Here is a 14,218-nt window from a genome sequence, read left to right as displayed (position 1 = left end):
ACAGATTCCTTTCTTTAACATCGCACCCGCGGGCGCATCAAAAACGGATATCCAGCCAGCGATCACGCCGGTTGGCAGGGATATACAGATAATCACCACGGCCCAGCCCCAGTGGCTGCTGGCCCAGACGCAGCAGATTGGCGTGCTTCGCAGGCAGGCGCAGATGCCAGTGCACCCGCAGGGGTTTGCCCATGAACTCCTGCACCAGCCGGTTAAGACGACGGTTCAGTTCACCGGCGGGCATCAGTGCCCGGCTCAGGCTGGCGCTGTGGGCTTCAATGCTGATAGCCAGGGTGGAGGACACGTCCCAGCAGCGGCTGCCGATGGCAGCATCCACCCCTAGTCTGGAGAACTGCCCTTCCAGCCCGCGCCGGGACGCCAGTGCCGTCTGCTCACCGGCGTCCAGCGTCAGCCAGCAGCCGACAAACTGATCGACCCGGACCGCCGCCCCGGTGATACCGCTCAGCAGCAGCTCCAGCCCTCGGGCCGAGCGCGGCAGGCGGCTGAACAGCCCGGCATACATCAGGCTCAGGGGCTGACGACTGCCAGTCAGCGCCGTCAGGATACGGCTGAAGGGATCGGCTTTGACCCGGCCTACCGTAACCAGTCGCTCTGGCACGGGGCGGATCTGCTCGGCAATGCGATACTTCTCCCAGGCCCGGTAATACAGCGAGATCAGGCGGTGATTGAACAGATCGAAGAAGTCGCGCATGGCATGATCGCGCTGTTTGACCCGCGCCATGATCAGCTCGGTGTAGTGCTGTGGCAGCACGCCGTTGGCACCGGTCAGACCGGCAAAGGACACCTGCAGCTGCGCTTTCAGGGCCTGCCCTCTGGCCGGATGTACCTCAATCTGGCTGATCGCCCGTCCGGCAAAGCCCAGATGCTGGGCACTGCTGAAGCGCACCAGTTCACGGTCCGGACGGCTGTCATGACCCACCCGGTGCTGCTGCTCGCTGGATTCCAGCTGCAACTGCAGCAGGCGCACTGCCTGATAGAAGGAGTACTGCTCCGGTTCGCTCAGCAGCCGGTTAAGCGAGGGTGAAGACAGCGGCATCAGGGTCTGACTGCTCATAGCAGCGGCACTCCCCCCGCCCGCGCGGGCCACTGATGCACCGGCCGCTCTTCATCAAGAATGCGGATCGACAAACGGGTGAAACTGTTGACCACAGCGAACTGGGAAAAGAAATGATCCAGCACCGAGCCGAGGAAGAACAAACTGGCACCGGCTGCCTCATGCTGGGTAAAGACCAGCTGGATATCGCTGCCCTGCGCAAAGGCGACACGACCCTGCCGCACCAGCCGGGCACTGGCAGGCTTGATCTGCACCTGATGGATGGCCTGAATCAGCACCTTGGTTTCCGGGCTGGCACGGAAGTCATAGAGCTTGAGGATTTCCCGTACCCGCTGCACCGCATCCTCGCCAGTGAAATGATTGAGGGTCAGATGGCTGACCAGCTGCCAGCGGGTATCCTCACCCAGTGACGGACGCACCGTGGCCGTGGGCGGGGTCAGACAGCGAATGCCATCCACCACATCGGCATGGGTGCTGCTGCGCATTGCTGGCTGTCCGCCGCCATAGGGCAGACGGGCCGGCAGGTTACGGTTGGAGCACAGCGCCTTGATGCCCAGCATCCAGCCTTCGTTGTGCTCAAACGCGGCACCGCGGGCCAGCCGGTCAACCACGGTCATCACCGCTTCCGTACCCGGTTCGGCAGCGCCACCGGCCCAGCTGCGCGTCTCACGACGCAGGGTCCAGAACAGTTCATCGTCATCCAGATAAGCCGGATGGCCTTCCGCATAGTAAGGACGCACATTGCGGCGCTGACGGCTGTGATTGAACACCTCCACCTCCAGCGGCCGGATCACCTCACTGGTATCCGCTTTGGCATAGGAGGCGTTGAGGCGGTAATCGTGCTCGGCGGTTTCCAGCCGAATCGGCTCCAGCCGCTCTTCATACAGATTGATGATCGGCGTACAGCCCAGCAGCAGCTGGTTATCGCTGACCTGCTGTTCCAGCTCGGCCGAGCCTTCGGAGAAATACACGTAGATATCCACTGCGGTGCCCATCCCGCTCCAGCACTGCCTGAGGTCATCCAGCTCGGCAAACAGGAACTTGTGCGGAAACAGGAAGTGCTCCACCAGCAGGCGATAACCGGAGAAGGACTGCTGCTGATAGGGCAGCACACCGTGCTCTTCCTCGAAGCCCACCGAGCGCAGATGGCGTCGCTCCAGAAAACGCACCTGCTTGAGGTTGTCACGCGGCGTAATGGCCAGACCGATGGTGTCGCGGAACAGGTGCTGGTAGAGGGCAAAGCTGTGCCGCAACTGGCCATTGAGGAAGAAGCGCAGGTGATCGATGCCGATCTCCTCCATCGCCACCTTGGGGGCACTGCTCTTCACGGTGATCTTCAGCACTGCCGCCGCAGTGTCACGCCAGATCGGCTTGGGCGCACGGAACGGCGCATTCTGGAAACGTACTGCTTCCACTTCTACCGGCCACAGCCGGGTGTCATAACAGGTACGGAAACGGCATTCGGAAAAATTGGCAATATCGGTGATCAGGCGACAGCCACGAGGCAGGGTGACGCCAAAGTCGTTCAGGTTCTTCGGCTGCACCTGCACCACCGCCATGGACGGGATCGGAGCCTGATAGTCAGGAAACATATGGCCCAGCAGCGCATCGGTCAGCTCGGGAAAACTGTCGTCCAGCTTCTGCCGGATGCGTGCGGTCATGAACGACACCCCTTCCAGCAGCCGCGACACATGGGGATCTTCAATCACCTCATCGGTCAGCTTCAGGCGCCCCGCCACCTTCGGATAACGCTCCGCAAACTCCGCCCCCAGGTGACGCAGATAGCTCAGCTCCTGGTTGTAGTACTTCAGCAGATCATCACTCATTTACAGCTTCTCCAGCAGGCGCAGGCCCAGCGTGACCGGCTCCAGTTCGGTATCGAATGACACTTCCTCCGGCACCGGAATGGCATACATCACCGCATTGATGCGCAGCCGCAGGGTCGTGGCCAGCCCGCCCTCTTCCGCCACTTCCACCCGCACGTCAGCAAAACGCGGCTCAAACTTGCGGATGGTGTCTTCGACGATGCGGCACAGGCGCTGGCGGGCATCCTGACTGCTGACCGGCATGATGGAAAAGTCCGGCAGGCCATAGCTGAGCAGCGACTGCTGCAGCTCGGTATAGGCCTCCGGCCAGGTCTGCCAGCTGACCCGGCTGTTAAGCAGGTCTTCCAGATCACGACGCACACTGGCGCGCATCTGCCGCAGATTGAAGGCAGGATCCTGCGCCGCCAGCGTATGATCACCGGGGTCATCGTCGAGCAGGCGGTCAAGGATGCTCGGTACGATCCGCACTTTGCTGTCAGCGGCCATGCTGCACTACTCCAGACCGTTCAGACCGCCACCGCCGTGGCAGAGGGTGCCAGGCTCTGCACGTCGGCCAGATTGATCGCCTCTTCTCCGGCCAGCAGCTGCTTCAGACCCACACCACAGAAGACCTCCGCCTCACCCTGCTGCAGCCAGTCGGTTTCGCGGCCCAGCTTCTGCCGGTCGGTGTGACTGGCGGCATAGGTCAGCGGCACGAACACATCACCACCGGCGCCGCTGCGCGTCTGAATCTCCGCCCGCCGCCAGACCTGCTCAACCAGCGAGCTGACAGGTTGCAGCTGCAGCTGTTCCACATCACGCCAGGGCACCAGGTAATAGCGACCATCGGTACCGAGCAGTTCGAGGAAGCCACAGAGGCTGTCATCGATATCGCGCAGGTCATCGAACTGCTCTTCATTGATGGTCAGTGCCAGCGGCTTACGCACCGCTTCCAGTGCCAGCGCAGCACGTTCCAGCTCTTCACGGGTGGACTCCTGCACCAGTGCCAGCCGCAGTTTGAGCAGGGCCGCCACCTCAGCATCAGCCTCGCCTAGCAGGGACGATGTATCCCCGCCCTGATAAAAGTCCAGCCGGGCCTGTGCGGCACGGATCAGATGACGCAGATTGCTGGCACCGGAGGCGTATTCCGGTTGCTGGCGCACCAGCATATCCAGCTGCTGATCGGCTTTTTCCAGCTGGCCATCGATACACAGCAGCTCGATGTAACTGCCACGCAGGGCCTGATTGCGTGGGTCGTCCCGCAATGCCAGCTGCAGCTGCTCAATCGCCGCACTAAGTTCGCCCTGTTGCAGCAGGTCTTTGATAGTGTTCATAAAATCCTTGCTCCCCGACCTTGCAGGCCGTTTTTTCCCCTATTAATAAGACGCTACCGCCCTGATGACAGCTCAGTCACCAGCCGTACCGATGACACCAGCTGGTCCAGCTGCAGATGCGGCCGCAGACGGATCACTGAATAGTAGTGGCCGGGCTGTCCCGCCTTGGCCTTGACCTTGATGGTGGCCTCGCCCAGTGGATAGCGTGCCCGCACTTCGTCGGAGGCAGTATCAGAAGCGGTGGTGTACTGGTGCAGCCAGCGCTGCAGATCGTTTTCGATGGTGTAGGCCGATTCGTACTTACCCACCTTGTCGCGTCCCATGTGCTTGATGTAATGAGCGAAGCGCGACACGCAGAGGGTGTACTGCAGCATCGACGACAGCTGTACATTGACGCTGGCGTTGTCGCTTTCGTAACGTCTGGGCTTCATTACCGAGGCGTTGCTGAGAAACACCAGATGGCCGGTCATCGGCACCGGCAGCACCGGGATAAAACCGGTATCGGACAGCGCCCGCTCCAGCCGGTCCCCGACCTGCAGGTTGAGCGGCGCCAGCCGGGTATGGGGATAGCGCTCGGTTTCACAGAACAGCACCGGCAGATCACACACCATGCCCTGACTGACCTTGCCGGGCTTGAAGCCGCGGATATGGCTGAACCAGCCTGACTCGGCAAAGGCCCGCACCATCACCGTCGCCAGACAATAGGCGGCATTACCCCAGAGATAGTCCTCCTCGCTGGCCAGCTGCTCACGAAAGCTGAACTGCTCCCTGCGGGTACCATCCGCCTCATAGGGCGTGCGCATCAGTACCTGCGGCAACACCATACCGACAAAGCGGGCTTCCTCACGCTCGCGAAAACTGCGCCACTTGACGTATTCGGGCAGCTCGAACTGCTGCTGGAACTGGCGCACCGAGCCAAGTTCAGAGAAGCGTTCGACACCAAGAAAGGACGGCTGCACCGACGTCACGAAGGGCACAAAGGCGGCCGCCGCCGTACGCGCCACGGACGACAGTACGTCGAGATCCTGCGTCGGCAAGCCGGGTTGCGGCGTCAGCGATATCTGATAGTCGCCGATCAGCAGGCCAAAGGGCTCGCCACCGGCATGATCGAATTCATTGCTGTAGATAAGCCGGTGGAAGTCACTCTGATCAAACTCGATGACCCGCGCCATGTCCTTGCTCAGGTCTGGCCAGCTAAGGTTGAGCAGCTTGATCTTGACCCGCTGTTCGCGGTCTACCTGGGCGGTCTGCTGCACCAGATAGTGCAGACTGCGCCAGCTGGCTTCCATGCGCTGAAAGCCCGGGTGATGGAGAATGTGATTGACCTGCGCCTCCAGCAACTGGTCGATGGCACTGATCCCCTGCCATAACAATTGCCGCAGCTCGTCATCAGACACACTGCCGGCATCGTCATCGCGGGCCAGCCACACCCGCAGCGCCCGCAACGGATCCTGTTCGCGCAGAAAGCGATCAAGAAACTCCTCGCTCTGCCAGTCCGGCTCATCCTCATGGCCCTGCGACTGCGAGAAGGCAGAAGCGACTCCGCCCTCAAGCTGCACCGCATCATCGGTGGCAAAGGCATAGTTGAATCCCGCTTCCCGGTATAGATCCGACTCCGTCAATCCCTGACTCCGTCACTGCTGGCTGTTTGCTGAAAATCCATTCCCCGTCACCTGCTGACAGCGCCCGGCGCTGTCAGCAGGTACTCCACCCTGATCAGTTACCGATTTCAGGGATCTTAGCCACCAGCCGCAGCGAGGTGGTCAGCTCTTCCATCTGCAACCACGGACGCAGCCAGGCAATGGCGTTGTAGGCACCGGGCTGACCGGGAATTTCCTTGACCTTGACCTTGGCATCCGCCAGCGGGTACTTGGCACGGATTTCCTGACCGCCCCCTTCCGAGGCGTTGACGTAGCTGAGAATCCAGCGATTCAGCCAGGCTTCGACGTCGGAGGCTTCCATGTAGCTGCCGATCTTGTCGCGAGCCATGACCTTCAGGTAGTGCGCAAAGCGCGAGGTCGCCATCATGTAGGGCAGACGCGCGGAGATCGCCGCGTTGGCCGTCGCATCGGGGTTGTCGAACTTAGCTGGCTTCTGGCAGGTCTGGCCACCGAAGAACACGGCGTAGTCGGTGTTCTTGTAATGGCACAGCGGCAGGAAGCCCATCTTGCCCAGTTCGGCCTCACGACGGTCGGTGATACCGATTTCGGTCGGGCACTTCAGATCGGGATCACCGTCATCACTGATGAAGATGTGTGACGGCAAGTTGTCGACCCGGCCACCGCCCTCGGCACCGCGAATGGCGGTACAGAAACCGTACTTGGAGAAGGCCTCGGTCAGACGGGTGCCCATCACATAGGCAGCATTCATCCAGCAGTAGTGTTCGTGATCCGCGGTCAGGGCGTACTGGGTACGGTCATCCAGCGGGAACTCCTCGTAACGGAACTCTTCCACTGCGCGGGTCTGCTGACCATAGGGCAGGCGTGCCAGCACGCGCGGCATGGTCAGCGTGACGAAGCGGCTGTCATCGCTTTCGCGGAAGCCACGCCACTTGGTGTACTCGAAGGATTCGAAGATCTTTTCCAGATCCCGTGGCTTGGACAGTTCGCGCCAGTCATCAAAGCCAAACAGCGCCGGTGACGCCGCAGAAATAAAGGGCGAGAAGCCAGCCGCGGCAACGTTGGAGATCAGCCCCAGCGTTTCGATATCTTCCGGGTGGTTGGTGAATTCATAGTCACCGATCAGTGCGCCGTAAGGCTCGCCACCGGGTGTACCGAACTCGGCCTCGTAGACCTTCTTGAAGATATTGCTCTGATCGAAATCCACCGCCTTGGTCAGGTCACGGTGCAGTTCCTTCTTGCTCAGGCTGAGCATGCGGATCTTCAGGGTGTGGCTGGTGTCACTGTTGTTGACCAGATAGCTCAGACCACGCCAGCTGCCTTCCAGTTTCTGGAACTTGTCGTGGTGCATAATTTCCGACAGCTGTTCGGAGATCAGCTGATCGATACGGGCGATGGCCTCGTTGAAGGTCACCGACAGGTTGCGACTCCAGGTCAGCGTGCCCTTCAGGGCCTCTTCGGCCAGGGTACGGATCAGTTCTTCGGCCCGTGAGGCTTCAGTCTGTTTGGTGGCCTTGATGGCCTGTTCCAGAATGCCAATGCTGTTTTCGCTCAACGCGGCGTCAACGGCGGCGTGCTGTTGTTTGGCGCTCATGCCAGCGGCTCTCCCTGCTTGATATTCAACTGGTCAGCCAGACGGCCCAGTTCATCCGTATTGTTGAGAACGTTTTCCAGAATGTTTTCCAGGTCTTCGGAGCGATCAACCTTGGTCATCAGGTCACGCAGCTTGTTGCGGGTTTCCATCAGCTTGCGCAGTGGCTCGACCTGACGCACGACTGCCGCAGGCTCAAAGTCGGCCATCGACTTGAACTCCAGATTGACGTGGAACTGCTCGTCATCACCACCGAGCTTGTTGTCCACCCGCAGGCGCAGGCGCGGGCTCATGCGGCGCAGCACCGAGTCAAAGTTATCGTGATCGATGTGAATGAAGCGGCGGTCCTTCAACGGCTTCAGCGCTTCGGTATTGTCACCGGCGAAATCACCCATGACTCCGACCACAAAGGCCAGTTCCTTGCGTACCGACAGACCTTCGGTTTCCAGGTCATAGGTAATATGCACGCGCGGCTTTCTTACCCTGGCCAGTTTGCTGTGTACACTCACTGTTTGATCTCCTATCACTTAATTATCCATTCACCGCGCGATGCCAACCCCTGCCGGCCACGGTTCTGGATGTCAGGGGTTATCTGAAGGGATGCCGGTCAGGCGGAAAAAGCCTTTGCGCGCATCCTGATCGGCAATTAATTCCTGCAGCAGTTCCGGCAGACTCAGCTCACTCCAGCGCACCACCTGATCGATGGCATAGGACATGGGTGAGTGCGGTTCGGTCTTGCGGAAAAACTCCGACACCTGTACCAGGGTCTGGATCGCCTGCTCACGCTGTTGCAATTGCAGTACACCGGTGGGTGCGGCAGCCACCGCGCCAGGTAGCGGCTCTGCCCCGTCCCCGCTCAGGGCGATATCAGCAACCTCCTCTACGGCGGGCTTGGGCACCTTGATGCGGTCGCCGGCCAGATGGCGGACACAGGCCAGACATTCCTCCAGCCGCTTGCTGATACGTGAGCTGGGTATCGGGCTGCCGACGGCCTGATCCATACAGACCACCAGCTGCTGGTACGCCGCCATGGCGGCCAGCAGCTGGTCATGCAGCTGCTGGAACTGCTCGGCGGTGGTTTCCCGTGCGGCGGTGGTAATGGCGCTCATTTCCACCGCACCCGCCTTCAGACGCTGCGCTTTCTTGGCATCGTCAAGGCGTTCCAGTTCCTGCGCCTGCTGATATTCCCACAGGGCAAAAGGACCGCTGCTGCTGCCTGCAGTCAGGGCGATGGTGCTGATCGGCATCAGCAGCGCGCCTTCATTGTCATAACCATTGAGGCCGATCAGAGGCGCCACGCGGGTCTCCTGACCGTCTTCATCGGGGAGCGGATACAGGCCATCCCAGTGGGCTTCAATCAGCTGCCGTGCCAGGGTGAAACCTTCGGCCAGACCGGCAAATCCCTGATAGCGCGCCAGTGCCTCAATCAGCCAGGCCACCAGCTCAAGATCCTTACCCTCGTTGGCCAGTACCTCAGGCACCCGCTCGACAATCGGCCGCCACAGGGCAGCGCACGACTGCAACGGTTCGTCCTCGATCAGGGCGTTACGCTCAGCCGCGCGCGCCTGATTACGTACATCCTTCAGCTGGTAATAGGCCGACGCCGGTGACACATCCTGACGCGGATCCTGTCCCTGCGGCGCCTCACTGCTGATGGGTGCCAGAATGGCGTCGAAATCCAACATGCTCATTATTCTTCCCGCTCCCTTCAGGTCCGCACCCAGTGGCCCTGCACCAGCGGCAGGGTGGGATCATCCAGCTCACCCTGACTGCGCCCCTGACAGGCCCGCACCAGCACGCTGGTGATATTGTCACGACCGCCATGCACCAGCGCGGAATGCGTCAGCGCCATGCAGGCATCAACCACACTGGGGGTATTCAGAATCTGGCTGAGCTGATGAAAGCTCAGCTCCTTGCTCAGGCCATCACTGCACAGCAGGAACAGATCACCTGGCTGCAACAGCCCGCTGACCACATCCACTTCTACCTCTTCCTGCCCGCCAATGGCGCGGGTAACCACATTGGCCAGCGGATGAAACTCGGCATCATCACGACTGATCAGCCCCTGCTCGACCATGTCCTGTACCTGACTGTGATCGCGGGTGCATTGCTGCAACTGACCATCACGCAGCAGATAGGCCCGACTGTCGCCGACCCAGCACAGGTGGTACTCCTCGTTGCGTACCAGCAGCGCCACTACCGTCGAGCCGACCGTCTTGCCCTGCATCTGGGTACTGGCGTAGTGCTGGACATTGCGATTGGCCCGACGAATGGCGCCTACCAGTTGCTCGACGCTGATCTGATGACGCGGCAGATGTGCCAGCTCCATTTCCAGCGTATCGACCACCATCTGACTGGCCACATCGCCTGCAGCGTGACCGCCCATACCGTCCGCCACGACCCAGACGCCGCACTCGGCCAGCTCCAGATAGGCATCCTCGTTGTGATCGCGAATCTTGCCCTTGTGACTCTGGGCAAAACTGACCAGCTGCATGTCGTTGGGGTGCGCGCCCATGACCATATTGACGCCTACCATCCCCACACCTCGAACTGACCATCGAGCATGGCAGCAAACTGGCTGACCTGCGGCAGACCGGAGCTGACCAGCAGCGAACCGGGCACCCGTTCAGAGCCACTGGTCCACCACAGGCAGTAGCGGGGAAACTGCTGCCGCAGCAACGGATGCAGCAGGTCTTCGCAGCGGCTGTCACTGGCACTCTGCCAGGCCAGCTGGCGTTTACCGGCTTCACCACGGGGCTGCAGCGGGCGCGGCTCCGCACCACTGGGCAGCGGTAACTGAGCCAACGCACTGACCCAGTCACTGAGCTCCTGGCCGTCTTCCAGAATCTGCAGCAGATGGTCGGCAGTGGCCTCACTCCAGTCACGGTTGGCCCACAGCCGCACTGGTGACAGCGCGGTTTCACAGGCCAGCAGAAACGGGAAGCGGCGCCCGACCTGATCGACGCTGGGCATCAGGCTGCCCGCCATGGCGTGCTCACCGACCACCCCGCGCGACAGGGCAAAATGCCAGACCGGGGCGGTCAGATAGGCCTCCAGCCAGTCATCCAGCAACTGCTCCTGACTGACCGCCAGCACGGCCTGCAGCCACTCGTTAAATCCCTCGATAAAATTGCGGCTCAAACGGTCGGAGACGAAGTCACCGCGCACCGGCACTTTGCCGAAGTAGCCATATCCCTTTACAGCGTCGCCGGACATTCGAACCCCCTCAACTCCGCACTCCAAAATGGGTTGTACACACTGCTCGGTACCAGTTCGAGACTGGCCTTGTAGCCCTTGACGTTGATATCCAGCTGTTTGTCCTTGATGGTGGCCTTACGCAGGCTGGCCAGTCGGTCCAGCAGGCGATACCAGCCCCAGGCACCCGGGTAATCGTTGGTGATGGTCTTACCTGAATCCGGCTCAGTGAATACCAGACGCACCCCCGGCTTGCTGCCATCCCCCGGCCAGGAAAAGTTGCTCAGGCGGGTGGGACCATGACGGTAGACCAGACTCTGGCCATCCACTTCCAGCAGGAAGCTGATGACGTCTTCATCCAGCGTCTTCGGCTTGAGGGCAAAATCGACCTTGGGAATCTGGCTGCCGGGCTCAAAGAAGGCATCGCGAATCTGACGGGCATCCTGAAACATCTTCAGGCTCTTGTCTGACACGCCGATATCCTTCTCGAACTGCCAGGTGCTGGCCGAGGTATCCACCACCGGGGCGATGTATTCCTCGAAGTAGCGATCCAGCGTGCCGCCGTAGCCAAAGAAGCGACCGAAATCCTTCAGTGTCACTTCCTGATCGGCTTTCACTGCCAGCGGATAGCGCCCCTGCAGAGCACGGCGGAACTCGCCATAGACCTTGGATTTCCACACGTCATTGAGATGAGTCTTGGCGCCTTCCTTGGCCAGCTCCTGCGACTGGGTATTGAGCGGCCCCAGCAGGGTGCCCAGCTCCAGCGGCAGTTCCCGCTGGATATCACGGAAGGTCCTGTTCAGCTCCTGCGTCCCCTTGCCATCCACCTGTGACATGAAGGCCGTCTTGTCGCTGCCGTCGGCACTGGCCAGATTGTCGAGGTAGCTGTACAACCGTTGCAGTTCAGCCTCCAGCGAACTCATCTGGGCTTCATCGAAGCCGACGATATTGCCGAACTGCTGCTCCACTTCCTTACCGGGCAGCATACTGATCTGATCAATGGGCGAGTCAGGCAGGTAGCGAGTCAGGCGGTTGGTACGGGTTTCCATGACCTTTTCCGCCACTTCGCCCACCTGCTTGTTGACCACGTTGTCGGTATTGACCCGGGTCAGCGCCACATTGCGCTGCACACCCCGGATGATGGACTGCAGCGGCTGCTCACTGCCGCTCAGCACACGGGCAATACGCGCGCCCTCGGTGATGGTGTCGAACTTCTTCAGGCGGATCTCGGCCAGCAGGCTCTGCCACTGGAAGCTGTAATCGCGGTAGTACTTCTGCCGCACCTGCTCGGCGATCACATCACCGTCCAGCGTGCCCAGCTCACTGGCATCGTCGCCATAGACCCAGGCGTCATCGGTCAGGCGCTTGAGGATGCGTTTGCTCTCAACCTGGAACAGGCCATGGAAGCCGTTGTAGGTATAGAGGCCGGGAATCCCTTCCTGCAGCGGCTTGCCGTCCGCCCGCTCGAAAATGCTGAGACTCTGGCTGCCGAGCACGTCGGTCAGACGGAAGTCAGGAATACGACTGTGCAGCAGTTCCTTGCGCAGGCGCTGATAAGCACGCTCGGCCAGCGTCATCGAGGTCAGTTCCTTGCGGGCCTGATCCACGGCGGCGTTATCGATACCGGCAATCGGGATATCCATCGCCAGCATGCGGTCCAGATGGGCCTGCAGGGAGGCGCGTATGCCATCGTTCTGCTCGCCCTTGAGATAGCGCTGCAGATAGGCCTGATACCAGTCCTGAATCTGGCCATTGTCGCGATGTTCGGGCTGATACAGCATCAGATAGGTCTTGAGGGTTTCGTACAGGTACTCCAGATTCTCTGTCTGACCCTGCACAGCCTGCATTTCACTGACCAGCACCCGGTTGAGATGCGGCACAAACTGATATTGCAGCGCACGCTGATAGGCGGCCGTGGCTGGCCCATGCAGCTGATCACCCTGATACAGGCCAAAGCCGCGGATGCCCTCGCGCTGCAGCTCGGCACCAGTGACACCGGCAGGCAACTGCACCAGCGCATTCAGCGAAGCACTGAGCTGGGACAGCACCAGACTGATATCCTGCTTAGGGTCTTCATGCTGGCTCTGATAATCCTGCACTGCCGCTTCGGCTGCGCGGATCAGGCCCAGATTCCACTGATAGCTGTTCCACCACACATAGCCGCCCCCCGCCAGCAGCAGTACTGAGGCGGCCAGGGTGCCGCGCCACAGCCAGGAATTCTGGCGGTCGTGATACTGATTGGTGGACGCCAGGTTCTGCTCGGGGAACACCACGCTTTCCAGCAGCTGGCGAATGAAGAAGCTGCGGCCTTCGTGATAGCCGTGGTTCTCACTGGGCACATCCTGCAGGCCCAGACCACTGGCCAGCTGCGAGTGCACCCGCTCAATCGGCTTCCCTTCCTGCGTGGCGCTGGCAATGTAGACCCCACGCAGCAGCGGTGCTTCTTCAAAGGCATTGGGGGTGAATACTTCCTTTAGGAAGTCATCGGCGGCCGCCTGCAGCAGACGCATCTGCCGTGGAAATTCATAAATGGCGGCACGTTTTTCCATACTGCGTTCGACCCGCAGGCGCTCCGGCACCATCTCATTGAGACGCACCAGCAAGGCATGGAACTCCTTGTTGAACTCACCGACGACGCCCTTCTCGTTGTCGGCAGCCTGCGGATCGAAAGTAATACCCCATACCTGCTCACGTTCCTCTGGTGTCAGTTCAGCAAAAAACTCGCTGAAACCGGCGACCAGATCCGACTTGGTCAGCAGCACATAGACCGGGAAATTCATACCGAGCTGGTTCTTTAGCTCCTGAATGCGGTGCTTGATGGCACGGGCATGCAGATTGCGCTCGGTACGGGTCTTGCTGATCAGGTCAGCCATGCTCATGGCGATGATCACGCCGTTGATGGGACGGCGGGGGCGGAATTTTTTCAGCAGACCGAGGAAGCCCAGCCAGGAGCGGGCATCGTGCTCGGAGTGACTGTCCTGCGTGGTGTAACGGCCAGCGGTATCAATCAGCACCGCCTTGTTAGTAAACCACCAGTCGCAATAACGGGTGCCACCGACGCCCTGCAGGGCATCAATACCCATTTCGCGCTTCAGCGGGAACTCCAGCCCGGACTGGTGCAGTGCGGTGGTTTTACCGGAACCGGGCGGCCCGACCATGATGTACCACGGCAGCTGATAGATACTGCGGCCCTTGCTCAGCTGGGTACGCTTGAGGATATCCATGGCACGGCTGATGCGCTCGTGCAGGGTATCGATTTCCAGCCGGGTGTTTTCGTCCTGAATGGCGTCTTCGTCCTCCCCTTCATCCTGCTGGGTTTTCTTCTCTCCCACCAGCTTGTTGACCGCTTCCTGCTCACGCTTGCTGCGATAGTGGTAACTGACCCAGCTGCACACCACCCAGACAAAGACAATGGCGGCGATCAGCACCACCCGGTTCATCACACTGGCCAGTGGCTCGGCCCCGGCAATGGCCAGCAACGGGCCGCCGAACCAGATCAGCAGGGCCAGACAGAGTACTCCCACGGCACTGAGAAACAGCCGTGAGGTGAGGAAGTTCCAGAGCATGTGGCCAGCTTGTCGAAACGTCATGGCAGTAAT

At 60.5% G+C, this 14,218-nt stretch carries 11 protein-coding genes; all 11 read right to left on the bottom strand.

What is annotated here, in order from left to right:
* Positions 1-37: 37 nt before the first annotated feature.
* The 11 genes from tssG to tssM all read right to left on the bottom strand — a co-directional run bounded on the left by tssG (position 38) and on the right by tssM (position 14,209).
* Positions 38-1,075, bottom strand: a complete 1,038-nt coding sequence (tssG, locus tag WH50_RS05555; RefSeq protein ID WP_110186434.1) for a type VI secretion system baseplate subunit TssG — start codon at positions 1,073-1,075, stop codon at positions 38-40.
* A complete protein-coding gene (gene tssF / locus WH50_RS05550; RefSeq protein ID WP_110186433.1) occupies positions 1,072-2,901 on the bottom strand; it encodes a type VI secretion system baseplate subunit TssF in 1,830 nt (609 codons plus the stop codon). The genes tssG and tssF overlap by 4 nt, the downstream gene beginning before the upstream one ends.
* Positions 2,902-3,387 (bottom strand): type VI secretion system baseplate subunit TssE, encoded by a 486-nt coding sequence (gene tssE, locus WH50_RS05545; RefSeq protein ID WP_110186432.1) that lies wholly within the window; start codon positions 3,385-3,387, stop codon positions 2,902-2,904.
* 20 nt (positions 3,388-3,407) lie between these two features.
* Positions 3,408-4,214 carry a type VI secretion system accessory protein TagJ gene (locus WH50_RS05540; protein WP_110186431.1) on the bottom strand — a complete coding sequence of 269 codons (807 nt, stop codon included), beginning with the start codon at positions 4,212-4,214 and terminating at the stop codon, positions 3,408-3,410.
* Between the two features lie 53 nt (positions 4,215-4,267).
* The gene (gene tssC, locus WH50_RS05535; protein WP_207780191.1) at positions 4,268-5,836 is read right to left on the bottom strand and encodes a type VI secretion system contractile sheath large subunit; all 1,569 of its coding nucleotides are present in this window, start codon (positions 5,834-5,836) and stop codon (positions 4,268-4,270) included.
* Between the two features lie 94 nt (positions 5,837-5,930).
* A complete protein-coding gene (gene tssC / locus WH50_RS05530; RefSeq protein WP_110186430.1) occupies positions 5,931-7,427 on the bottom strand; it encodes a type VI secretion system contractile sheath large subunit in 1,497 nt (498 codons plus the stop codon).
* A complete protein-coding gene (gene tssB, locus WH50_RS05525; protein ID WP_104155093.1) occupies positions 7,424-7,933 on the bottom strand; it encodes a type VI secretion system contractile sheath small subunit in 510 nt (169 codons plus the stop codon). Before tssB ends, tssC (WH50_RS05530) begins: the two co-directional genes overlap by 4 nt.
* A gap of 72 nt (positions 7,934-8,005) precedes the next feature.
* Positions 8,006-9,115 (bottom strand): type VI secretion system protein TssA, encoded by a 1,110-nt coding sequence (gene tssA / locus WH50_RS05520; RefSeq protein WP_110186429.1) that lies wholly within the window; start codon positions 9,113-9,115, stop codon positions 8,006-8,008.
* A gap of 17 nt (positions 9,116-9,132) precedes the next feature.
* Positions 9,133-9,960, bottom strand: a complete 828-nt coding sequence (locus WH50_RS05515) for a PP2C family protein-serine/threonine phosphatase (protein ID WP_207780190.1) — start codon at positions 9,958-9,960, stop codon at positions 9,133-9,135.
* Positions 9,954-10,640, bottom strand: coding sequence for a type VI secretion system-associated protein TagF (gene tagF, locus WH50_RS05510; protein WP_110186428.1), 687 nt, complete (start codon positions 10,638-10,640; stop codon positions 9,954-9,956). Before tagF ends, WH50_RS05515 begins: the two co-directional genes overlap by 7 nt.
* The gene (tssM, locus tag WH50_RS05505; protein WP_110186427.1) at positions 10,622-14,209 is read right to left on the bottom strand and encodes a type VI secretion system membrane subunit TssM; all 3,588 of its coding nucleotides are present in this window, start codon (positions 14,207-14,209) and stop codon (positions 10,622-10,624) included. The genes tagF and tssM overlap by 19 nt, the downstream gene beginning before the upstream one ends.
* Between the last annotated feature and the right edge of the window lie 9 nt (positions 14,210-14,218).

Source organism: Pokkaliibacter plantistimulans (assembly GCF_003194385.1).
GTDB lineage: Bacteria > Pseudomonadota > Gammaproteobacteria > Pseudomonadales > Balneatricaceae > Pokkaliibacter > Pokkaliibacter plantistimulans.
Note: the sequence above shows the minus strand (reverse complement) of the source record. Positions and strands in the feature narration are given on the sequence as shown.

What these genes read in the sequence shown, in the direction of transcription:
- tssM (WP_110186427.1), bottom strand. Translation starts at nt 14,209, where the DNA reads ATGACGTTTCGACAAGCTGGCCACATGCTCTGGAACTTCCTCACCTCA.
- tagF (WP_110186428.1), bottom strand. Translation starts at nt 10,640, where the DNA reads ATGTCCGGCGACGCTGTAAAGGGATATGGCTACTTCGGCAAAGTGCCG.
- tssG (WP_110186434.1), bottom strand. Translation starts at nt 1,075, where the DNA reads ATGAGCAGTCAGACCCTGATGCCGCTGTCTTCACCCTCGCTTAACCGG.
- tssA (WP_110186429.1), bottom strand. Translation starts at nt 9,115, where the DNA reads ATGAGCATGTTGGATTTCGACGCCATTCTGGCACCCATCAGCAGTGAG.
- tssC (WP_110186430.1), bottom strand. Translation starts at nt 7,427, where the DNA reads ATGAGCGCCAAACAACAGCACGCCGCCGTTGACGCCGCGTTGAGCGAA.
- tssE (WP_110186432.1), bottom strand. Translation starts at nt 3,387, where the DNA reads ATGGCCGCTGACAGCAAAGTGCGGATCGTACCGAGCATCCTTGACCGC.
- WH50_RS05540 (WP_110186431.1), bottom strand. Translation starts at nt 4,214, where the DNA reads ATGAACACTATCAAAGACCTGCTGCAACAGGGCGAACTTAGTGCGGCG.
- tssF (WP_110186433.1), bottom strand. Translation starts at nt 2,901, where the DNA reads ATGAGTGATGATCTGCTGAAGTACTACAACCAGGAGCTGAGCTATCTG.
- WH50_RS05515 (WP_207780190.1), bottom strand. Translation starts at nt 9,960, where the DNA reads ATGGTAGGCGTCAATATGGTCATGGGCGCGCACCCCAACGACATGCAG.